The sequence below is a fragment of the Embleya sp. NPDC020630 genome, assembly GCF_044334985.1.
GTDB lineage: Bacteria > Actinomycetota > Actinomycetes > Streptomycetales > Streptomycetaceae > Embleya.
Genome location: NZ_JBIRUB010000048.1, coordinates 1 through 21440, shown reverse-complemented (window position 1 = coordinate 21440; position 21440 = coordinate 1). Strand labels below are relative to the sequence as shown.

General features: G+C 71.1%; 18 protein-coding genes. 4 read left to right on the top strand and 14 right to left on the bottom strand.

From position 1 onward, the window contains the following. Window positions 1-2098 precede the first annotated feature (2098 nt). Both ACH4XV_RS48030 and ACH4XV_RS48025 read left to right on the top strand, forming a co-directional pair. Window positions 2099-3088 (top strand): DUF5753 domain-containing protein, encoded by a 990-nt coding sequence (locus ACH4XV_RS48030; protein WP_395800894.1) that lies wholly within the window; start codon window positions 2099-2101, stop codon window positions 3086-3088. Between the two features lie 428 nt (window positions 3089-3516). After that, window positions 3517-4242 carry a DUF4232 domain-containing protein gene (locus ACH4XV_RS48025; protein WP_395800892.1) on the top strand — a complete coding sequence of 242 codons (726 nt, stop codon included), beginning with the start codon at window positions 3517-3519 and terminating at the stop codon, window positions 4240-4242. A gap of 31 nt (window positions 4243-4273) precedes the next feature. Here the strand turns inward: ACH4XV_RS48025 and ACH4XV_RS48020 are convergent, their stop codons facing one another. Next, window positions 4274-5605: a hypothetical protein gene (locus ACH4XV_RS48020; RefSeq protein ID WP_395800890.1), complete on the bottom strand. Its 1332-nt coding sequence runs from the start codon at window positions 5603-5605 to the stop codon at window positions 4274-4276. Window positions 5606-5669: 64 nt separating this feature from the next. Further along, window positions 5670-6647, bottom strand: coding sequence for a RimK family alpha-L-glutamate ligase (locus tag ACH4XV_RS48015; protein ID WP_395800888.1), 978 nt, complete (start codon window positions 6645-6647; stop codon window positions 5670-5672). 260 nt (window positions 6648-6907) lie between these two features. Between ACH4XV_RS48015 and ACH4XV_RS48010 the strand changes: the two genes are divergently transcribed. After that, on the top strand, window positions 6908-7240 hold the full coding sequence (locus ACH4XV_RS48010) for a hypothetical protein (protein WP_395800886.1): 333 nt from the start codon (window positions 6908-6910) through the stop codon (window positions 7238-7240). Here ACH4XV_RS48010 and ACH4XV_RS48005 read toward each other — a convergent pair. The 12 genes from ACH4XV_RS48005 to rsmI all read right to left on the bottom strand — a co-directional run bounded on the left by ACH4XV_RS48005 (window position 7188) and on the right by rsmI (window position 21168). Continuing rightward, on the bottom strand, window positions 7188-7616 hold the full coding sequence (locus tag ACH4XV_RS48005; protein WP_078975872.1) for a pyridoxamine 5'-phosphate oxidase family protein: 429 nt from the start codon (window positions 7614-7616) through the stop codon (window positions 7188-7190). The genes ACH4XV_RS48010 and ACH4XV_RS48005 overlap by 53 nt on opposite strands. Window positions 7617-7718: 102 nt before the next feature. Further along, window positions 7719-9221 carry a polysaccharide biosynthesis protein gene (locus tag ACH4XV_RS48000; protein ID WP_395800884.1) on the bottom strand — a complete coding sequence of 501 codons (1503 nt, stop codon included), beginning with the start codon at window positions 9219-9221 and terminating at the stop codon, window positions 7719-7721. A 464-nt stretch (window positions 9222-9685) separates the two neighbouring features. Continuing rightward, window positions 9686-11161: a WXG100 family type VII secretion target gene (locus tag ACH4XV_RS47995; RefSeq protein WP_395800882.1), complete on the bottom strand. Its 1476-nt coding sequence runs from the start codon at window positions 11159-11161 to the stop codon at window positions 9686-9688. A gap of 48 nt (window positions 11162-11209) precedes the next feature. After that, window positions 11210-11635, bottom strand: coding sequence for a hypothetical protein (locus tag ACH4XV_RS47990; protein ID WP_395800880.1), 426 nt, complete (start codon window positions 11633-11635; stop codon window positions 11210-11212). A 256-nt stretch (window positions 11636-11891) separates the two neighbouring features. Next, window positions 11892-13676 carry an ABC-F family ATP-binding cassette domain-containing protein gene (locus ACH4XV_RS47985; RefSeq protein WP_380014301.1) on the bottom strand — a complete coding sequence of 595 codons (1785 nt, stop codon included), beginning with the start codon at window positions 13674-13676 and terminating at the stop codon, window positions 11892-11894. Window positions 13677-13728: 52 nt separating this feature from the next. Further along, window positions 13729-14670, bottom strand: coding sequence for a 4-(cytidine 5'-diphospho)-2-C-methyl-D-erythritol kinase (locus ACH4XV_RS47980; protein WP_395800878.1), 942 nt, complete (start codon window positions 14668-14670; stop codon window positions 13729-13731). A 102-nt stretch (window positions 14671-14772) separates the two neighbouring features. Continuing rightward, on the bottom strand, window positions 14773-15684 hold the full coding sequence (gene rsmA / locus ACH4XV_RS47975) for a 16S rRNA (adenine(1518)-N(6)/adenine(1519)-N(6))-dimethyltransferase RsmA (protein WP_395800876.1): 912 nt from the start codon (window positions 15682-15684) through the stop codon (window positions 14773-14775). After that, window positions 15681-16841, bottom strand: coding sequence for a ubiquitin-like domain-containing protein (locus ACH4XV_RS47970; protein WP_395800874.1), 1161 nt, complete (start codon window positions 16839-16841; stop codon window positions 15681-15683). The genes rsmA and ACH4XV_RS47970 overlap by 4 nt, the downstream gene beginning before the upstream one ends. 178 nt (window positions 16842-17019) lie before the next feature. Beyond that, complete coding sequence (locus tag ACH4XV_RS47965) at window positions 17020-17916, bottom strand: TatD family hydrolase (RefSeq protein ID WP_395800872.1); 897 nt, start codon at window positions 17914-17916, stop codon at window positions 17020-17022. Continuing rightward, on the bottom strand, window positions 17917-19536 hold the full coding sequence (gene metG, locus ACH4XV_RS47960) for a methionine--tRNA ligase (RefSeq protein WP_380014076.1): 1620 nt from the start codon (window positions 19534-19536) through the stop codon (window positions 17917-17919). A gap of 87 nt (window positions 19537-19623) precedes the next feature. Further along, window positions 19624-19983, bottom strand: coding sequence for a hypothetical protein (locus tag ACH4XV_RS47955; protein ID WP_395800869.1), 360 nt, complete (start codon window positions 19981-19983; stop codon window positions 19624-19626). A 306-nt stretch (window positions 19984-20289) separates the two neighbouring features. Next, window positions 20290-21168 carry a 16S rRNA (cytidine(1402)-2'-O)-methyltransferase gene (gene rsmI, locus ACH4XV_RS47950; RefSeq protein WP_380037509.1) on the bottom strand — a complete coding sequence of 293 codons (879 nt, stop codon included), beginning with the start codon at window positions 21166-21168 and terminating at the stop codon, window positions 20290-20292. A 58-nt stretch (window positions 21169-21226) separates the two neighbouring features. Between rsmI and ACH4XV_RS47945 the strand changes: the two genes are divergently transcribed. Next, window positions 21227-21440 (top strand): hypothetical protein (locus tag ACH4XV_RS47945; RefSeq protein WP_395800867.1); only part of this gene is annotated, 214 nt, incomplete at its 3' end.

The following is a 21440-nucleotide window of genomic DNA, read 5'->3' as shown; positions in this document are numbered from 1 at the left end:
CCCCTGTCGCCGGTTGGATGTCCATGACATCCAACCGGCACGCAGACCATCACGACCACCGGCCACCCGGTGAACGTTTCCGGTCACAGCACTAGCGGCGCGAAAGACCGGGACACCGAGGGAGACCGCCCGCAGCAGCAGCGGCCTCGGCTTCGGCTGTGGCTGTGGCTGTGGGCCGTGGCTTGGCTGTGGCAGTCGGCGGAGACGCCTCTTGTGTCCGCGCTGCGGCTGCGGTGTGCCGGTGCGGAGCTGCTCTGGGTCGCGGGGCGGGCTGCCGCCGGCGTGCGAGGCTCGGAGACCCGAAGCTGCCGACGAGACGGGCCCGTTGCTCGCCGCACGCCGGCTCGCAGCGGCGAGGGCAGGGAGGACGCTCGGGTTGCATCCGCTGGGCACCTTTTCAGGTGGGTCGGGCGTTCTCGGCGGGCGTTGCGCCTTGGGTTGCGGGTGGCTGGTGCGGGGCTGGTCTGAGTCGGTGGTGGGCCGCCGCCGGCGCGCGGGGCTCCAAGACCCGGGGCTCCCGACGAGACGGCCGCGTTGGTCACCGGAAAACCAGCTGGCAGCGGCGGGCAGGGTGAGGGGTCGAGTCGAGTCCGCCACCGTGCCTTCCCGGGTGGGTCGGGTGCTTCCGTCCTCCGTTGCGCTTGTGGTTGCGGCCGGCTGGTCCGGGGTTCGTCTGAGTCGGTGATGGGCCGCCGCCGGCATGCGGAGCTCCAAGACCCGGGCTCCCGACGAGACGGCCGCGTTGCTCGGCGAAATCCGGCTGGCAGCGGCGGGCGGGGAGGACGCTCGGGTCGAGCCTGCTGGCCGGCCTTCCCGAGTGAGTCGGTGTTCCCGACGGGCGTTGCGCCATTGGTTGCGGGTGGCTGGTGCGGGGTTGGTCTGAGTCGGTGATGGGCCGCCGCCGGCATGCGGGGCTCCAAGACCCGGGCCCCGACGAGACGGGCGCCTTGCTCGGCGAAAACCGGCTGGCAGCGAGGGAGCGGGAGGGTGGTCGGGTCAAGTCGTCCGCGAGCCTTCCCGAGTGGGTTGGGCAGGGCGTTTCGAGGTGCGGTGGGCGTGTGTGGGGGCGAGAGTTCGCGAAACCGGACGGCGTGAGGTGCCGTGGTCTCGGCATGAGAGAAAACCGCAGGTCAGCAGGAAGGGAAGCCGTTTCCAGTGCTTCGGGATCCGGTTTCGGCTCCCGCTGGGCACTTTCGGTCTCCTCAACAGCCTCTGCGTGGTCGCAGCGCTCGAAGTCGGCGGCGATTGGGCGGTTTTGGTCTTTACGGCGGCGTTGAGGGTGTCGGAGCGCACGAAACCGGCACCCGACGCCCGACTTTCCGCCCCGACCCCGCAAAACCGCAGGTCACCGAAGCTCGAAGCCCACAACCACCCATCGCGATCCGGTTTCGAACCCCAACTCTCCTCCCCACACCCCCGAAGCACCCCGACCCACCCGGGGAGGCTCCTCGGGGAACTCGACTTGACCACCCGCCCTGCCCCGGCTGCTGGCTTGTTTTTGCCGACCAACACACCCCTCTCACCGAGAGACCGGAGTCTTTGAGCTCCGCACGCCGGCGGCGGCCCACCACCGATTCAGACCAACCCCGCACCAGCCACCCGCAACCCAAAGCGCAACGCACGCCGGAAGCACCCGACCCACTCGGGAACGCACGCCCGGCGAACCCAACCCGAGCCCCCACCCCGCCCGCCGCCGCCGGGTGCTTTTTCGCCGACCAACACACCCGCCTCGCCAAAAGCCCCCAGTCTCGGAGCCCCGCCCGCCGGCAGCGGCCCACCACCGACGCGGACCAACCCCGCACCAGCCACCCGCAACCCAAGGTGCAACGCACGCCGGAAACACCCCGCCCACCCGGGAAGGCACCCCGGCGGCCTCGACCAGACCGACCTGGGTGTTTTCACCCGGAGGTCGTCACCCTCTCGTGCAGCGGAGCATGACGCCGGGGGTTTTGGTCGCCGCCGCGTCGGCGGCCGATCTGTTGGGGTGGGGACTTCAGGGGGACGTGGTGGGGACAGGGAGGGGCAGATCGTGATTCCGGCGTAAACGTGGCCATATCGGCGGTAGCGTGGCCGGTATTGGTTCATGCAGCCCTCGGGGGTGGCACGTCATGACGGCGAAACCCGGCAATCCGGCGCTCGTTCGCGCCCGCCACGCGCGCGGGTGGATCGCGAGCGGCATCTCTCGGCGGCCTTTCGGGAGTGCGCGGCGGGGTTGGGGTTGCGGCTGGATGTGAGCGTGCGGCAGGTCCGGCGTTGGGAGTCGGCGAACCCGCCCTGGCCGACGCCCGATTACGAGCGTGTGCTGGAAACCCTGTTCGGCGTGCCACTGGATCGCCTCGGCTTTGTCCGACCTCCGCGCATGGCGGGTCTCGAACGGTCCGACAGCGGTGCGGGACGCGCCTTCCGCGAGTCCGAGGGAGACCGCGCGCAGCCGGGATGGTGGCTTACCGAGTCCGATGAGGTTGCGGAGAGCGTTCACTACGGTCGGCTGCTGGAGGCGGAACGATCTGCGGTGTCCCAGCGGTGTTACCTACCCACCCTGCTTCCCGGTCTGCTGCAGACGTTCGAGTACGCCTTCACCATCATTCGAGCCGGTTCGCCGCTGATGCCGCAGGACGAAGTCCTCCTTCGTGCGCAGCGCCGAGTGAAACGGCTCGGGCATGTCGGGAGGTTCTCGTACGTAGAAGGCTCTCTGTGGTTCGTCATCCACGATTCGGCACTTCGCAACCCGGTCGGCGGTTGGCAGACCCTCACCGATCAACTCGGGCACCTACTGGTCGTTCTATCGCAAAGAACCGACATGCGCCTTCAGGTACTTCCCGACGATGTGGGTGCGCATCCGGGGCTCAACGCCGGCCCGTTCACCTGGTACGACTTCGGGCGGGAGAGCGTTGTCTATCGAGAGTTCATCACCGGACGTCTGTGGACCTCCGATTCAACCTGTCTCGCCGCCTATTCGCTGGTTTACGCTCATCTGCAAGCGGCTGCCCTCCCGGTGGACGAGTCCATCGAACTCATCGCGAAGAGGGCCCGGGAAGCGGAATTGAAGGTGTGGGCCACAACTCCAAGCTCGCCTACGGACCGATAGTCACCATGCCTTCTGCTGCGTGGCGTGCGTTTCTCGGCGGAGTCCGTTCGTGGTGAGTGCGGGCAGCGCAACCGGCTGGGGAGTAGCTCGGGTTGGGCGCGTTGAACGGGCTGTTGCACATGATCGCCAACGCGGGCGCGGGATTTCAGGGGTCGGCGTCGGGCGACCAACCTTCTGTAACACCTGCGGCCGGAGGGCGTCCTGAGGGGTGTCACCAGGGCAAACGTGGTGTTGGAGTGGGGCCGCGCGGGGGGCCGGCGGGCTTGGCTGTTCTCTTTGGTGACCATGTCACCGGTCTGTGACAGCGCCGTCGTGGGTCGACGACTCCCGTATCGCCCGGCTGTGCGACCTCGCAATAGTGATCGAGCAAGCACCGCGGGGCCTCGCCGGCCCCGGGCTTCGATCACCGGATACCAAGGGGACGTTCAATGTTCGGGAACCGCAGCAGGGCCTTCCTCCTCTCCGCCGCCGTCGTCGGCGGCGCGATGATGATGACGGCGTGCCAGGGCACCGACTCGGGCAACGCCGCGCAGGGCAACCCGCCCGCCGCCGCTCCGGCGGGCCAGGCCGTCACCCAGCCGTCCGCACCCGGATCCTCGACCACCGGCGGCAACCAGGCAGGCGGGAACACCTCCACCGGCTCCGGCTCCACCGTCAAGGACTCCGGGCAGACCTCCGTCACGCCGAACAAGGCCACCGGCACCACCACCGGCGGCGGCAAGTCCGGCTCCGGGGGCCCCGCCAAGTGCCGCACCGACGACCTCAGCTTCCTCGCCGACGACGTCACCATCGACGGCGACGGCAACCGCACCGTGGCCGTCACCCTCAACAACCTCGCCGGCGACTGCTCCATGTACGGCTTCGCCGGCGTCGACCTCAAGACCACCGCCGGACCGATCTCCGCCAAGCGCACCAGCGAACCCGTCTTCCCCATCACCCTCAAGCGCGACACCTCGATCTCCTTCGGCATCCACTACCCGAGCAACGACTCCGGCGGCTCCGGCGTCCGCATCACCGGCCTGCTCGTCACCCCGCCCGGAGAGACCAAGGCCGCCGACATCCCCTGGCCCGGCGCCGCCACCCTCCCCGTGACCGACGGCACCGGCTCCGCCGTCACCGTCGGCCCCATGGGCAGCGCCGGCCAAGGCGGCTGACGCACACCCGGCCCACACCCCCGCCACACCGTCACAGGTACACCGGATGCAACCGGCCCGAGCGCGCCACATTCAGGCGTGCGTCGTGGCCGGTGCGGGCGAAGGCGGAGACCAGGCGGCCGTCGACGGCGCCGAGGGCGAGGTCGTGGCGTCGGCCCGACCCGTTCGGGGTGGCGGGCGCGCGCGGGGCGGGCACGTACTCCTGGACCAGCCAGCCGGACTCGACGGCGTGCTCCACGGCGCCGGCCCAGGCGGCGTCCGAGGATTCCCGGCCGATGACGACCCCGCGACCTCGCGTGTCGAGCGGGTGCTTGAGGACGTAGCGCTCCCGGTCACGGCCCACGGCGCGCAGAACGGCGCCGTCGCACAGCGCGATGTTGCGTGACCAGGGGATGGCCGGCCGCACACGTCGATGGTCGGCCGCGCCGAACAGGCCGGCGAACCGCGGGTCCGACAACACGGCCAGGCAGAGTTTGTTGTCCCCGAGGAATCGACCGCGCAGCCCGTTCTGGACGAAGAGGCTCCGCTTCCGCACCGCCCGCAGGTACGGCAGCGCGTCGGCGCCCATCCGCAGCAGGTCCCGCGTCGAGATCTTGGCGTAGGCGTGCGCGACCGGCTCCCCGTCGACGACGGTGGTACCGCCGGGGTCGATCCGCAGATCGCGCGGATCGGCGTGCACCACGCGGATCCCGATCGCCGTCAGGCCGGCCTCGTAGTCGTTTATCTCGTTGCGATTGGCCCCCCGCGGACACAGCAGGGCCACCGAGCGCGGTCGGACCCCGGTGTGCCGCAGCGCCAGATCGGCCAGCCAACTGCCGGTCCAGGTGGGCATGTCGGCGGGCAGCGGCGCGGGCAGCGCGACCCCGTTTCGGGTCAGCAGCACCCGCCACGCGGCCCGGCCCCGGCCCGCCGCGGTGAGGCCGGCGGGGCAGTTCGCGTTGGTCTCCAGCACCCGCAGCCCTCCGTCGGGATGGGGCAGCAGATCCAGCCGCATCAGATGTACACGGTGATCGCGCGCGGCGGCGACCTCCTCGCGCAGCGGCTCGGGCACGGTGAGCACACGGCGCAGTCGCGGATCGTGGTCGTACGCGCTCAGGATGGTCTCGATCAGCCGGTGGTACGCGGCGAGGAAGGCGTCCAGTTCCGAACGCAGTCCCGGTCGCAGGCACAGCGGCGGCCCCAGTGGGCGCGGCCGTTGGGCGGCCCCGTCCCACAGGACCAGTGAACGGGTCAGCTCCCGGCCCTGCGGCGTATGCGCCAGCCGAGCCGTGTGTCGCGCGAACGACTCGTCGAGACCCGGCCAGACATGGGATCCGGGCCCCGCGGGTGGACGGCGCAGGGAATGACGCGTTGTCGCGGGCACGATGCCGGTCCTCCTGACCTTCGTGGCCGACCGGCCCGAACCGGCGGCCGGCCCACGCCGCCGTTCACGCGCACAGCAGACCGCACAACAAATCCGCGTAGGCGTGCGTGATCCCGTGCGGCGAGCGGTCGTGCTCGGTTCCCTCGATCGATCGCCACCGCGAGATGCTGGGATTCACCTCGATGATCACGGGACCGTCGGGCCCCTCCAGCAGATCCACCGACGCGACGTCCAGACCGAGCGTCGCGCTCGCGCGGAGCGCGAGTTTCTCGACCCGGGGCGGGAGTTCGGCCGCGGCCCAGCCGTGCGGGTAGAGCGGGTGATGGGTGTTGCCGTCGGGCGCGGTGTTCACGTGGAAGTAGCACGCCACGACCCGCGACCCGATGACCACGACCCGCAGGTCGCGCCCGGGGTTGGTGACGAAGCGCTGCACACACAGCGCGCGGTGGCGTTCCAACAGGTGCCACACCAGGATTCCCGGACGGGTACCGAGCCCCCCGGGATGCGGACTGTCGGAGCCCGCGGCCCGCAGACGCAGGACGTCGACCGAGGCATGCCCGTACGGCGGCTTGACCACGACGTCCTGCCATGCGCCGAGACACGCGTCCACGTCCTCGGGGGTGCGCGCCACCCGCGTGTCCGGCACCGGCAATCCGGCGGAGGCCAGGGCCGCGATCTGGCGCACCTTGTTGTCGTACGCACCGAGGCTGCCCACGGGGTTGACCAGGCGCGTGCCGGCATCGGCCAACAGCCCGAGCCAGGCGAGTTCGTCGGCCAGATGCCCCGAGGGGTGGCGGGTGAGCACCCGTGAGCACACCACCGCGAGCCGGGGCACCTCGAAGCGCCCGTCCTCGCGCAGTACCCCCGCCGGGACACAACTCGGGGTCAGACCGGCCCAGTCGACCGCCTCGACCCGCAGCCCGCGTCCCGTCAGTTCGGCACTCAGCGCCGTCGTCTCCCAGGGCGTGCCGGTGCGGTCGGTCCCGTCGGGCCGATCGAGGATCCACACATCCGCCGCCACCGCGTCGGTACCGTCTGTCACCACGGGCCTCCCGGTTCGACTGTATCCACTCACCGAACCCGGCAAACCGGACAACAACGAGCCGCGCCGCCGAACCCCGGCCATGCCGCACGCGCGCAGGGCGCGCCGGACTCGCACAGAACTCGCGCGGGCCCATCCACCACACCCACCCACCAACCCCCAGGGCCCACTCCCGCCGTAACAGGCGGCACTTTCCGGCCACTTCTGGTTTGCTGGGATCAATCGTTTTCAGTCACAAGCCGGAAAGGGCTTGGTTCCGCGTGGAGTTGTTCGCGATTGTCTTCGTCTCCGTGGCCGGCGGGGGCGTTCTCGTCCGCGCGGGCACGGTCGTCCGGATGTACGAACTCGCCGCATGGCGGCGCTGGTTGCCGTTGAGCCTCGCGCTGTTCGGGATCGCCATGGGTCTGATGCGAGCCGAGGATGTGGTGCCGGTCGCCGGGCTGATCGCCCTGCCGTGCTACGTGGCCTCGGTGTTGTTCGCCCAGGCGGGGATCCAACACGCCGTGGACGAGGAGGCGGCCCGGCGCGGCCGAGGCGACGTCATGATCCCGGCCCCGGACCCAGACCGAACACCCGCCAGCGCTTGGGGGTGACCACGCCCAGACTCGTGCCCTCCCGGGACAGCGGGCGCTGCTGTTGCGCCAGCCCCGCCTCGCCCAGGATGTGCCGCATGGCGAATTCCCAGCGCTCCTGCGCCCATTCGTCCTCGCGCATGGCAACCTCGCCCCACACGATGACGTGCGCGATGTCGCCATCGCGCGCCATCGACAGGCACACCCGCGGATCGTGTTCCAGGTTCGCCTTCTTGGTGCGACCGGTGAGGCTGAGGTAGAGGTACTCGTCGTCGTACGCCAGCATCACCGGGGTCACGTGCGGCTCCCCCGTCGGGGTCACCGTGCCCACGTGCACCCAGTGCTCCGGGTCGCCGAGCATCGCGTCCAGGGCCGTCTTCAGTTCGGGGTCGATCACGGAGGATCCGCCTTTCGCAGCACAGGGGCCTCACCGCCACCGTACTGCGCCTCCCACCCCACCGGTCACGGGATCACCGTCCCAACGGTGTTCGGAAACCGTCTAGAAGTCGTCCGGATACGGTGCGGACACCACCTCGACCACGCTCGGCGCCGGTGTCGTGTACCCCGGCAGCAGTTCGGACAGCAGCGCCCGCACCGCCTTGGTGTCGTTGACCGCCGCCGCCTCGTACAGCTCCGGCAGCCGGACCACCGCGTCCAGGGCCTGTCCCGGCGGTACCGTCGCCTGGATCCGCCGGTGCTCGGTGGGCAGTCGTTCCTCGCCGACGGCGAACAGCGCCTCGTTGAGCTTCTCGCCGGGCCGCAGACCGGTGAACCGGATCGGCACGTCTGGCAGGTTCACCTGTTCGGCGAACTTGTGCACCAGGTCCACGATCCGTACCGGCTCGCCCATGTCGAGGACGAAGATCTCCCCGCCCTGGGCCATCCGACCCGCCTCCAGGACCAGCCCGACGGCCTCCTCGATGGTCATGAAGAACCGGGTGACGTCGGGGTGCGTGACGGTGACCGGGCCGCCGGCGCGCAACTGCTCGGCCAGTACGGACAGCAGCGAACCGCGGCTGCCCAGCACGTTGCCGAACCGCACGCCCGCGAACACCCCGGGCGCCTGCGTGTTCGCCTGCACGATCAGCTCGGCCAGCCGCTTGGTGGCGCCGAGCACCGAGACCGGATCCGCCGCCTTGTCGGTGGAGATCAGCACGAAGCGCTCGACCCCGACGTCCAGGGCCGCCCGGACCAGGTTCTCCGTACCCAGCACATTGGACTTCACCGCCTCGCACGGATGCCGCTCCAGCAGCGGCAGGTGCTTGTGCGCGGCGGCGTGGAAGACCACTTCCGGCTTGAGTTCGTGGAAGAGCTGCTCGATCCGCGGCCGATCCCGGATGTCGGCGATGACCAACGACTCGTCGTCGAGCAACGCCTCGCCCCACACGTCCAGTTGCAAACGATGGAGGTTGGACTCGTCGTGGTCGAGCATGTACATCCGGCTCGGCCCGAAGCCGTACACCTGCCGGCACAGCTCGCTGCCGATCGAGCCGCCGGCGCCGGTGATCAGCACCCGGCGCCCCGCGATCACCTCGCGCACCGACGCCGAGGCCACGTGCAGTTCCTGCCGACCGATCAGCCGGTTGACGTCGAGCATGCGCATGTCGCTGCCGACCACGTCGCGCCGCAACGCGACCAGGAAGGACGGCAGATACCGCACCGCAGCGCCGATCGCGGCCGCGCCGGCGGCGACCTTGCGAAACTCCTCGTGCGGAAGGCCCGGGATGGCCAGGACGACCACCTCGATGCCATGCTCCAAAGCCACGTCGGTCAGGGCGTCGAGACCGCCCAGGACCGGAAGCAAATGTTGTGGATTGTCCGCGTCGGCGACCCGGACCCCGTCCTTGTCGGGATCGTCGTCGAGAAATCCGATCGGACGCAACCCGAATTCGGGCGTCCGCAACAGATCCCTCGCCAACGCGCTGCCCGCCGACCCGGCCCCCACGACCAGGGTCCGCAGACCCGCTCCGGATATGTCCGTCGCTGCCGAACTCCGACCCATCAAGCCCCCCTCGGTCAGGAGCAGCGTGATCGGCCTCGGATCGTGCACCGACCACACGCGGCACCGATCCGCCGGTGCAGCCAGGCGTCCCGCCTCGTCGCACCACGCCCACCCCGGCGGTCGTACGCAACTGCCCCTATTGCCCCCACAATCCCCGACGGCCCCACGATTACGGCGTCACTTGCGGCCCAGGCGCATCGGGTGGACCAACAGCCGCGCAGGCAACCACCGGCACTCGGGATTCAGCGTACGGCCCGCCTCGGGCCGCCGTCGCGGTTTTGCCCAAACGCCCGAGAGTTTGGTGTTTGCCGTTTGCGCGAGGGAACGCCACCCGCCTCCACCACGTCCCCTTCTGTTCCCCGGGCACGAAGTCCGGGCCCCACCCGTTCCGTTCCCCCGGCACGAAAATCGGCCCCACCCGCGACGCACGCGGATGAGGCCGACCCCGAGTCCTGCCCGACCGATCAATCCACCACCGGCGGAGCCGTGGTGCGGTCGCCCACCCACGTCTCCTCCTCCTCGCGCAGGTAGTCGGCGCGCTGCCGCCGGTTGCGCTGGTCGCGCTCCCCGCCGCCCGCGCCCATCCCGCCGCCGCCGCGCATCCCGCCGCGACCGGCGCCGGCCTGCCCGCCCGCACCCGCGCCGGCCCGCCCGGCCAGACCGGTGCCGCCGGAGGAGAACCGGCCCGCCCCGCTCGCGGTACGCGGAGTGCCGCCGACCACGCCACCGCTCTGCCCGGTGAACCGGCGCCCACCCGCGCCCCCGGGCTTGCCGCCGAAGCGACCGCCGGACGGGTGCTCGCCGCCACCGCCGCCGCCCGGACCGCGCCCGAAGGGCCGACCGCCGGTGACCGGCTCGGTCGACGACTGGACGTTGGGGTTGCGCCCGTTGCCGGGCAGCGGGTTCGAGGTCAACTGGGCCTTGGTGACCCCGGTCTTGCCACCGGGCGCAATGCCGACCTTGCCGCCGGCCGGCAACGGCGGGAAGCCGCCGGGCAGACCACCGGGCGGATTCTGCTGGAAGGGACCGCTGCCACCGGGACCGGGCAGACCGGGACCCGTGGGGCCGGGGGGACCGTCCAACACCGGCGTGGGCCCGTTCTGGAACGGACCGGTGCCCTGGAGGTCGGTACCGACCGGCGGCATGTAGCCACCGGGACCCCCGACACCCCCGGACCCCGAGCCGCTCGAACCCGAACCGTCGGAGCCGGAGTACACCACGCCGCCGTCCCCGTTGGGCCCGTGCCCGGGGATCAGCGTCCCGCCGTCACGGCCCGTCGTGGTCCGCACCGTCGAGTTGTTGCCGGTCCGCCGGGGGTCGCCGGTCGTACCGCCGCCCCCGTGGTGCGTCACCTGCGGCAGCGCGGGCAGCGGCGGGAATTCCACCGCCGGTGCCTTGGCCAGCGTCTCGGTGGTCACCGTGTAGGTGCTGCCCAGGCTCTCCATCCGCCGGATGGCCTCCTGGCGCGCCTTCTCCAACTCGGTCTTGGCCGACTCGACCAGGACCTTCTTGTCGGGGCTGTCGCCGGGTTGGCACAGCAGCTTCCTGTCCCCGTTGCTGTCCACGATGACCTTGGCGTTCGCCGGCACCTCCGGCATGGTCAGCAGCGCGAAGCTCAACTCGCTGCCCGCGTGGTCCATCGCGGTGCCGACCATGCCCGAGTGCTCGGCGAACTTGCGCGTCGCGACCATGACCTTGCCGGCCCAGTCGCGGAAGCCGTCGGCCGACTTGCCCTTCCACTCCAGTCGGCTGATCCGCGTCTCCAACGCCGTCGTCAGCGTCTCCAGCGTCTCCTTGGCATCGAGCAACGCCTTTCCCGACGCCGTCAGTTCGGCCGGTCGCGCGCCGTCGATCATCTTCTTCAGCGCCTCGTGCGAAAACTCGTCGAACTTGGTGGGACCGTCTCCCCACCCACCGCCACCGCCCGCATCCGCAACCATCACATCACCCCGTCCCCGTAGTTGCCGTCACGTCGAATCGGACCCCGCTCAGGGGGCCTTCGCCGGCGGCGCGGGAGCCGGCGCGTTGTTCGCGTAGTCCTGTTGCAGAGCCTTGTACTTGGCGGTGAACTCCGCCTCGTTGCCCTCGTACGTGCCCTGCACGTACTGGACGGTCATCTGCATCGCCTCGATCTGGCGCTTGAGCTGCGTCGACAGGTCGATCAGCTCCGAGCGCACGTCGACGTAGGCCGACCACAGCCGGATCGCCTCGCCGAAGTTGCCCGAGGCGTCCAGCTCGACGCGGTTGTCCACCAGCTTGTGCGGTGCCGCGGTGGATGCGTCCAGGTCGTCCAGCGCGCGCTGGACGTCCTTCTGGAACTGCACCATCGATTCCAGACCGACGGACAGCGCCTGCATGTCCGACGACGAGACCCCCACGGGTCCGCCGTCACCGATATCCGCAATGAGCACCATCTGCCACACTCCCCCGTGCGTGGAGCCGATACCTCACCCCGTCACCACGCAGCTAGTTACCAACGCACCGCGCGTGCCCCACGTCCGAGGCGGCGCATCGCGGCGCACCCGTATCAGTAATCCCCAGACTACCCAGCCGATATGACCGATGGGTACGGGGTAACCCTCGCTTCGGACGGTGACCGGGTATCGATTCGGGGAACCACGAACGCGCGGGATACCCGACATGTCCCATCGCCGGGTATCCCGCTACGAACTATTCGGCCTCTTCGGCCAGTTCCAGCCAGCGCATCTCCAACTCGTCCCGCTCGTCCCGGATCGCGCGCAGTTCGGCGTCGAGCGCGGAGACCTTGTCGAAGTCGGTGGCATGCTCGGCCAGGCCGTCGTGCACCTTCTTCTCCCGGTCGGCCAGCTTGGTCAACTGCCGCTCGACCCGCTGGAGTTCCTTCTTCGCCGCCCGGGTGTCCCCGCCGCTGCGGCGGACCGGCGCGGCGGCCGTGGCGCCCGCCTCGACGACGGCGTGCCGGCGCTGGAGGTATTCCTCGATGCCGCCCGGCAACATCCGCAACGTGCGGTCGCCGAGCAGCGCGAGCACCGTGTCGGTGGTGCGCTCGACGAAGTAGCGGTCGTGGCTGACGATCACCAGCGAGCCCGGCCAGCCGTCGAGCAGGTCCTCCAGCTGGGTCAGCGTCTCGATGTCGAGGTCGTTGGTCGGTTCGTCCATGAACAGCACGTTGGGCTCGTCCATCAACAGCCGCAGCAGCTGCAACCGGCGCCGCTCGCCACCGGACAGGTCGGAAACCGGCGTCCACTGCTTCTCGCCGGTGAAGCCGAACTGCTCGCACAGCTGACCGGCGGTCAGCTCCTTGCCCTTGCCGATCTCGACCCGCTCGCGCACCTGGGAGACCGCCTCCAACACGCGCAGCGTGCCCGGCAGTTCGACGACTTCCTGGGAGAGGTAGGCGAGCTTGACGGTGCGTCCGACCACGATCTTGCCCGCGGCGGGTTGGCGGTCCTCGTAGGCCGCGTCCTTGAGCGCGCGCAGCAGCGAGGTCTTGCCCGCGCCGTTGACCCCGACCAGGCCGATCCGGTCGCCCGGGCCCAGGTTCCAGGTCAGGTGCTCCAGGAGGGTCTTGGGGCCCGCCTCGATCCGTACGTCGAGCAGTTCGAACACGGTCTTGCCCAGACGCGCGTTGGCGAAGCCGCGCAGTGCCAGGGTGTCGCGAGGCGGCGGCTCGTCGGCGATCAGCTCGTTCGCCGCCTCGATCCGGAACTTGGGCTTGGAGGTGCGCGCGGGGGCGCCGCGGCGCAGCCAGGCCAGCTCCTTGCGGACCAGGTTCTGCCGCTTGGTCTCCTCGGTGCTCGCGATCCGCGCGCGCTCGGCGCGGGCCAGGACGTACGCCGAGTAGCCGCCCTCGTAGTCGTGCACCTTGCCGCCCTGCACGTCCCACGTGCGGGTGCAGACCTCGTCCAGGAACCAGCGGTCGTGGGTGACCACGACGAGCGCGGAGCGCCGGGTCTTGAGGTGTCCGGCCAGCCAGGCGATGCCCTCGACGTCGAGATGGTTGGTCGGCTCGTCGAGGATGATCAGGTCGTGCTCTTCGATCAGCAGCTTGGCCAGCGCGATCCGGCGCCGCTCGCCACCGGACAGCGGGCCGATCACCGAGTCGATACCGCTCTCGAAGCCGGGCATGGACAGCCCGCCGAACAACCCGGTCAGCACGTCGCGGATGCGCGCGTCGCCCGCCCACTCGTGCTCGGGCCGATCGCCGACGATCTCCCGCCGTACGGTGGCCGTCGGGTCGAGGTCGTCCTGCTGGCTGAGGATGCCCAGGCTGAGCCCGCCCACGTGGGTGACCCGGCCCGAATCGACCGGTTCCCGCTGGGCCATCACCCGGATCAGCGTGGTCTTGCCGTCACCGTTGCGACCCACGACCCCGATCCGGTCGCCCTCGGCCACGCCGAGGGACACTTCGTCGAGCAGGGTGCGCATGACGTACGCCTTGCCGACTGACTCAAGATTGACCAGGTTCGCCATCAGACCGAACCGCCATACCGCAACGCTCGCATTCGACCAAGCCTAACGGTCTCCGCTACACCGTGTTCTCGCGCTCCACCGGAACGACCCGGCGCGGCAGTACCCGGGCCCCGGGCACCGCGCCGAACGCGACGCGCGCGGCCCGGCAGGTGCCCGATCCGGTCAGCCGCTCGGCCACCAGCCCGGCCGTCTCCCGGTCCGGCGCCAGGAACGCGCAGGTGGGTCCGGAGCCGGAGACCAGCGAGCCGACGGCGCCCGCGGCCATGCCCGCCGCGAGCGTCGCGGCCAGCGCGGGCCGCAGGGACAGCGCGGCCGGTTGCAGATCGTTGACCAGGTTCGCGCCCAGCGCGCGCGCGTCGCCCGCCCGCAGCGCGGCGATCAGCTCGGCCCGCGGCTCCGGCGGCCCCACCGGCTCGCCGGCCAGCTCGCGCAGCCGGTCGCACTCGCCGTAGACGGCGGGCGTGGACAGCCCGCCGTCGGCGAGCGCGAAAACCCAGTGGAAGCGCGCCGTGGTCGGCACCGACGCCAGCCGCTCGCCCCGCCCGGTGCCGATCGCGGTCCCGCCCAGGTCGGAGAACGGCACGTCGCTGCCCAGCTCCGCGCCGAGCCGGCGCAACATCGGGCGCGGGGTGTCGCCGCGCCACAGCGTGTCGCACGCGAGCAGCGTGGCCGCGGCGTCCGCGCTGCCGCCGGCCATGCCGCCCGCGACCGGGATGCCCTTGCGGATGTGGATGCCCACGTTCGGCTCGCGGCCGAGCCGGTCGGCGAGCAGGATCGCCGCGCGCGCGGCCAGGTTGTTGTGGTCCAGCGGGACGTCGCCGACGCCCTCGCCCTCACAGGTCACCACGAGCCGCTCCGCCGGGGTGACGGTGACCTCGTCGTACAGCGACACGGCGTGGAAGACGCTGACCAGCTCGTGGAAGCCGTCGGGCCGCACGCCACCGACCGCGAGCTGCAGATTGACCTTCGCGGGAACGCTGACGGTGACGGAAGACACGGCTAGTGGAACTCCTTCGTGGCCCTGTCGGGCCTCTTCGGACGCGGGCCGTGCGAACTCCCCGGCACCGTCGCCGATGGTATCGACGGCGGCACCCGGCCCTCAGTCGCGGGGCCCGTTCGGGGCGCCTTGGGGGCGGTTGTCGGGCCGACTGTCGGGCCGGTGCTCGGCGATCCGGGCGAACTCCGCCACTCCCAGCGCCTCGCCGCGGGTGCGCGGGTCGATCCCGGCCGCGCGCAGCGCCTCCTCGGCCCCGGCCGCCGAGCCGGCCCAGCCCGCCAGCGCCGCCCGCAGCGTCTTGCGCCGCTGCGCGAAGGCCGCGTCCACCACCGCGAACACCTCCGCGCGGGTCGCGGTGGTCGGCGGCGGATCGCGGCGGACGAACGACACCAGGCCGGAGTCGACGTTGGGCGCGGGCCAGAACACGTTGCGCCCGATCGCGCCCGCGCGTTTGACGTCCGCGTACCAGGCGGCCTTGACCGACGGCACCCCGTACACCTTGCCGCCGGGCGTGGCCGCGAGCCGGTCGGCCACCTCGGACTGCACCATCACCAGGAGTCGATCGAGCGAGGGGAACGTCTGGAGCATGTGCAGCAGCACCGGCACCGAGACGTTGTAGGGCAGGTTCGCCACCAGCGCGGTGGGCGCCGGGCCGGGCAGTTCGGCGACCGTCATGGCGTCGGCGTGCACCAGCGCGAAATCGGCCGCCCGCTCCGGCATCCGGGCCGCGATCGTGGTCGGCAGGTGCCGGGCCAGGACCGGGTCGATCTCGATCGCGACCACCCGCGCGGCGCTCTCGAGCAGGGCCAGGGTCAACGAGCCGAGGCCGGGGCCGATCTCGACGACCACGTCGTCGGGCCGCACCCCGGCGGTGCGCACGATGCGGCGCACCGTGTTGGCGTCGATCACGAAGTTCTGGCCGAGCTGCTTGGTCGGGCGCACACCCAGGGCCTCGGCGAGCGCACGGATGTCCGCGGCACCGAGGAGTCCCGGTCCCGCGGGAAGATCACTCACGAGAAGAGCCTACTGCCGCACAGCGGCCACGGACTCGCCCCGCGCTGGACATACATGAGCTTTGCCCGATATGTCTGCTCGGAGGCGGGTGCCTGGCTGGCCACCCCGGTGCCGCCCATCGACTGCCAGGTCTGCGCGTCGAACTGGTAGAGCCCGTGATAGGTCCCCGAGCCGTCCACCACGTTCGCCCGGCCGCCCGACTCGCACTGCGCGAGCGCGTTCCAGTTGAGCTGGTCGGCCCCGGCCACCGAGTTCGGCATCTCCTTGGTGCCGACCTTGACGATCTGGGTGACCGGCTCCTTGATCACCTTCTCCGAGATCTTGCGCGGCTCCTGCTTGACGCCGTTGATCGTCTCGTAGGAGTAGGTGATCTGCTTCAGCCCGGTCACGCCCTTGGTGGCGACCTCCTCGGTGCCCTTGAACTGGGTCGGGTCGTCCTGCTTGACCGTCTTGAACGGAAGCTTCTCGTCCTTGGTGACCGTGCTGCCGGTGACCCGCAGGATGGAGATGGTCTGCCCCTGCTGCGGATACGCGTCGGTCGGCACGTCCATCCGGTCCTGCGGACCTATCGCGATGCCCGCCTGGTCCAGGGCTGCCTGCACGGTGGCCGCGTTGGTCCGCAGCGGGACGGTCCTGCCGTCGACCAGGAAGGTGATCGCGCGTTCGGTGCGCACGTCCAGGTTGAGCCCCTGCCGGCCGATCGGCAGATCGCGCGAGACGGACAGGTAGGCGCCGTCCGCCCGCACCCCGACCTGCTCCAGCGCCTCGGACACCGACTTCGCGGTCACCCAGACCTGCTGCGGCCGGCCGTCGACGGTCAGGGTCAGCAGGCGGCCGTAGCGCACCGCGATGCGGTCGCCGTCCTCGATGCCCGCCTTGCGGCCGGGCGCGACGATGTCGTGCTCGCCGACCTTGACGTCCTGGCGGTCGAGCAGCCCGGAGACGTCGGAGGCGAACGTGTGCACGGTGCGCTCCTCGCCGTCCACGACGAGCTTGACCGTCTTGTCGTAGGCGACGAAGGCTGTGGTGCCGCCGACCAGGACGGCGACCACCAGTGCCTGCGGGACGAGCGAACGCAGGGACGGGCCGGGGCGGCTGCCGCCCCTCCCCGCCCGGGCGGAGGTACGCCTGCGGGCGGAGCCGGCGGAACGACTCAAGGGTGCTCCTGAGGGGTTTCCGGGGGTCGGGTCCGGGGGTGTGATCCCGGGTGCGGGCCGAGGTTCCGCCCGACGAGCACCGGACTGTACACCGGCCCGGGACGCGGGCCGGCCGCCGCCCGGTCGTCCCGGTGACGGGCGGCCGGCCCGCACCGGCCGCGGCGGGCCGGTGGGGCAACTACGCGGGCGCGAACGCGCGTTCGGCGTTGGCCGCGAGTGCGGCGGCCAGTTCGTCCTCGGCCAGGCCCTTGACCTCGGCCATCGCCCGTACCGTGATCGGCACGAGGTAGGGCGCGTTGGGGCGGCCCCGGTAGGGCACCGGGGTCAGGAACGGCGCGTCGGTCTCGACCAGGATCAGCTCGGTCGGGGCCACCGTCAGCGCGTCGCGCAGCGGCTGCGCGCTGGGGTAGGTCACATTGCCCGCGAAGGACATCACGTAGCCGTGCTCGGCGCAGGTCTTCGCCATCTCGGCATCACCCGAGAAGCAGTGGAAGACCACCCGTTCCGGGGCGCCCTCCTCGGCCAGGATCCGCAACACGTCGGCGTGCGCCTCGCGGTCGTGGATCACCAGCGGCTTGCGGTGCCGCTTGGCGATCTCGATGTGCCGGCGGAACGACTCCTGCTGGGTGGCCACACCCTCGTCGCCGGTGCGGAAGTAGTCGAGGCCGGTCTCGCCGACCCCGCGCACGTGCGGCAGCGCGGCGAGCCGGTCGATCTCGGCGATCGCCGCGTCCAGGGCGGCCGCCCCGCCGGGCGCGCGCCGCTGTCCGGACCACCCGTCGGGGTCGCCGAGCACGATCCGCGGCGCCTCGTTCGGGTGCAGCGCCACGGTGGCGTGCACCCGCTCGTGCGCGGCGGCGGTCTGTGCCGCCCAGACCGAGGACGGCACGTCGATGCCGACCTGGACGAGGGTGTCCACGCCCACCGCGGCGGCGGCCGACAACGCGTCGGCCGGCGTCGTGTCCTGGAGGTCCAGGTGCGTGTGCGCGTCCCAGACCGGCACCCGCAGCGGATCCGGGGCGGGCGGCGGGGTGGTGTCCCGAGGCCCGCCGTCCCGCCGCTTGCGCTTGCTCACCTACGCGTCCGCCTTCTTCTCTTCCAGCCTCGGGAACAACACCGCGCCCTTGGTGACCACGGCCCCTTCGGGCAACTGCCCCCAGCGGCCCGCGTCCTGCACGTGCTGCGCGTCCAGCGCGCCCAGGTGGGCCTCGGCGCCGAGCGAGTCCCACAACTTGTGCGCGGTCTCCGGCATCACCGGGTTGAGCAGCACGGCGAGCGCGCGCAGCGACTCGGCCGAGGTGTACAGGATCGTGGCCAGCCGGGCCCGGCCCTCGGGGCTGTCGTCCTTGGCCACCTTCCACGGCTCCTGCTCCGTGATGTAGCCGTTGACCAGCTTCACGTAGCCGAACACCGCGTCCAGACCGGCCTGGAAGTCGAGCGCGCGGACCCGGTCGTCGGCGAGCGAGACCGTCTCGATCAGCGCGCTGTGCAGCACTCCCTCGGCGTCCCCGTCGGCGGTGGAGGCGGGCAGCGCGCCGTCGAAGTACTTGCCGACCATGGCCGCCACGCGCGAGGCCAGGTTGCCGAAGTCGTTGGCCAGCTCGGAGGTGTACCGCGCGGAGAAGTCCTCCCACGAGAACGACCCGTCCTGGCCGAACTGGATCGCGCGCAGGAAGTAGTAGCGGTAGGCGTCGACGCCGAAGTGGTCGGTGAGCTGCCGCGGCGAGATGCCGGTCAGGTTCGACTTGCTCATCTTCTCGCCGCCGACCATCAGCCAGCCGTTCGCGAACACCCGCCCGGGCACCGGCAGTCCGTTGGCCATCAGCATCGCGGGCCAGATCACCGCGTGGAAGCGCAGGATGTCCTTGCCGACCAGGTGCACGTCGGCCGGGAAGGTCTGCTCGAACTTCGCCTGGTCCGCGCCGTAGCCGACGGCGGTGGCGTAGTTGAGCAGCGCGTCGATCCACACGTAGATGACGTGCTTGGGGTCCCACGGCACCGGGATGCCCCAGTCGAACGTGGACCGCGAGATGGACAGGTCCTGCAGGCCCTGCCGGACGAACTGCAGCACCTCGTTGCGGGCCGAGGCAGGCTGGATGAAGTCGGGGTTGGCCTCGTAGAACTCCAGCAGGCGCGGACCGTACTCGGAGAGCTTGAAGAAGTAGTTCTCCTCCTTGAGCATCTCCACCGGACGCTTGTGGATGGGGCACAACTTCTGCCCGTCCTCGCCGTCGAGCAGGTCACCCGGCGCCTTGTACTCCTCGCACGCGACGCAGTACGGGCCCTCGTAGCCGCCCTTGTAGATCTCGCCCTTGTCGAACAGGTCCTGGACGAACTCCTGGACCCGGGCGGTGTGTCGCAGCTCGGTGGTGCGGATGAAGTCGTCGTTGGCGATCTCCAGGTGCTCCCACAGCGGCTTCCACGCCTCCGTGACCAGCTTGTCGCACCACTCCTGCGGAGTGACCCCGTTCGCCTCGGCCGTGCGCATGATCTTTTGACCGTGCTCGTCCGTGCCGGTGAGGAACCACACCTTCTCGCCGCGCTGACGGTGCCAGCGGGTGAGCACGTCGCCTGCGACGGTCGTATAGGCGTGGCCCAGGTGCGGGGCGTCATTTACATAGTAAATGGGCGTTGTGACATAGAACGCCTTCGTGCGCTCGCCCGCAGTGTGTTCAGTGGTTCCAGTGGCCGCCATACCCGGAATCCTACGGCCGGCGGGACGCCGTCCGCCCCCGAGTATCCCCGGGGGCGGACGGCGGCGTCCGGGCGGGCCGGACGGGGGTCAGGCGGAGCGGTGCAGCGAGGGCAGGTGCCACCGCGAGGCACCGCGCGGGGCGGGCACCTTGTCCGGCTTCGCGGCCTTGGTCGGCTTGACGGCCTTCACTGCCTTGACCGGCTTGGGGGTGCCTGCGACCGAGGCGACCCGTCCGGCGGGCAGTATCCGCAGCCGGGTGCCGTCGCAGTGCTCGCACGCCGGCTTGGTGAACGGGGACGGCACAAGGGTCCCCTCCGAGTAGTAGCGGCACAGTCGCAATCCGTGCAGATCGGTCGCGTGGTGAATCTCGTAGTCGCGTTCCCAGCCTCGACCACACGACATACAGACGAAGGAGTAGGACTCGTGCACCACCGTCGGGTTCTCCATGACGACCTCCTCACACGGGTGGGCCCGCCGACTGGTTCGAGGGCTTCCCGTGACCGGTATCCATGGAATGCCCGAGGGGGCGGCGACGTATCGACCCCAACGGTTCCTTGACGGGGGGCACTACGGAATATTGATATTCCGAAAGACTCATCACCCGATCGAGTGCAGCGCCCTACCTGCCCGTTGCACGCGCTTGACCGTCGCGCCGTGCGCGGGCACGAGCGACCCGGACACGCCGGGTGGCAATCGGTACACAGAGCGTTTCGGGAGGGGTGGGTCGGGGCGATCGGACGCCCCCGGGCCGACCTACTTGCCCGCCTGGGCCGCCTTGGCCGCCACCACCGCGTCGAAGACCGTGCGCTTGGGCACGCCGACCTCCGCGGCCACCGCCGCGATCGCCTCCTTGCGCGGCTGGCCGGCGGCCTCGCGTCCGGCCACCAGCGCGACGAGGTCGGCCGGGCCGAGCTGGGACGGGTCGGCCGGCGGCGCGCCCGCGACCACCACGGTGATCTCGCCGCGCACGCCCGGCTCCGCCCACACGGCGAGCTCGGCCAGGGTGTCCCGGCGGACCTCCTCGTACGTCTTGGTCAACTCGCGACACACCGCGCCGCGCCGTTCGGCGCCCAGCGCCTCGGCCATCGCCGCCAGCGACTCGGCGAGCCGGTGCGGCGCCTCGAAGAACACCATCGTGCGCGGCTCGGCGGCCAACTCGGCAAGGCGTCGGGACCGCTCTCCGGCCTTGCGGGGCAGGAAGCCCTCGAAGCAGAAGCGGTCCACCGGCAGACCGGACAGCGCCAGCGCGGTCAGCACCGCCGACGGCCCCGGGACGGCCGTCACCCGGATGTCCTCCGCGACCGCGGCCTCGACCAGGCGATAGCCGGGGTCGGACACCGACGGCATCCCGGCATCGGTGACCAGGAGCACCCGCTTGCCCTCGCGCAACGCCCGGACCAGGTCCGGGGTGCGCGCCGCCTCGTTGCCCTCGAAGTACGACACCACGCGCCCCGGCACCTCGACGCCGAGCGCGCCGGCCAGTCTGCGCAGCCGGCGGGTGTCCTCGGCGGCCACCACGTCGGCCGTGCCCAGCTCCGCGGCGAGGCGCGCGGGCGCGTCGCCCACGTCGCCGATGGGGGTGCCGGCCAGTACGAGTACGCCGCTCTGAGAGGTGTGCTGTTCGTGTTCCACGCGGCCATCCTCTCCTTTCGCGCGCCCGGTCTCGCCCGCGCGTCAATACGATGCTCCGGTGACGAGTGACGTGGCGACCGATCAGCCGACCCGAAAGCATGCCCCCCCGGGGGATGCGGAGTCCCCCGGCGACACGGGGACCGCACGTCCGGAGCCGCGCGGTTGGGCCTGGTCACTGGCTCGGTTCGGGTTTCGGGATCGGCCGCCGACGTCGCTGCGTGAGCGGTTGGTGCCCTCGTACACCGACAACAGCGCCTACACCGGCGGCGGCT

What these genes read in the sequence shown, in the direction of transcription:
- ACH4XV_RS48025 (WP_395800892.1), top strand. Translation starts at nt 3,517, where the DNA reads ATGTTCGGGAACCGCAGCAGGGCCTTCCTCCTCTCCGCCGCCGTCGTC.
- ACH4XV_RS48000 (WP_395800884.1), bottom strand. Translation starts at nt 9,221, where the DNA reads ATGGGTCGGAGTTCGGCAGCGACGGACATATCCGGAGCGGGTCTGCGG.
- ACH4XV_RS47995 (WP_395800882.1), bottom strand. Translation starts at nt 11,161, where the DNA reads ATGGTTGCGGATGCGGGCGGTGGCGGTGGGTGGGGAGACGGTCCCACC.
- ACH4XV_RS47990 (WP_395800880.1), bottom strand. Translation starts at nt 11,635, where the DNA reads ATGGTGCTCATTGCGGATATCGGTGACGGCGGACCCGTGGGGGTCTCG.
- metG (WP_380014076.1), bottom strand. Translation starts at nt 19,536, where the DNA reads ATGGCGGCCACTGGAACCACTGAACACACTGCGGGCGAGCGCACGAAG.
- ACH4XV_RS47955 (WP_395800869.1), bottom strand. Translation starts at nt 19,983, where the DNA reads ATGGAGAACCCGACGGTGGTGCACGAGTCCTACTCCTTCGTCTGTATG.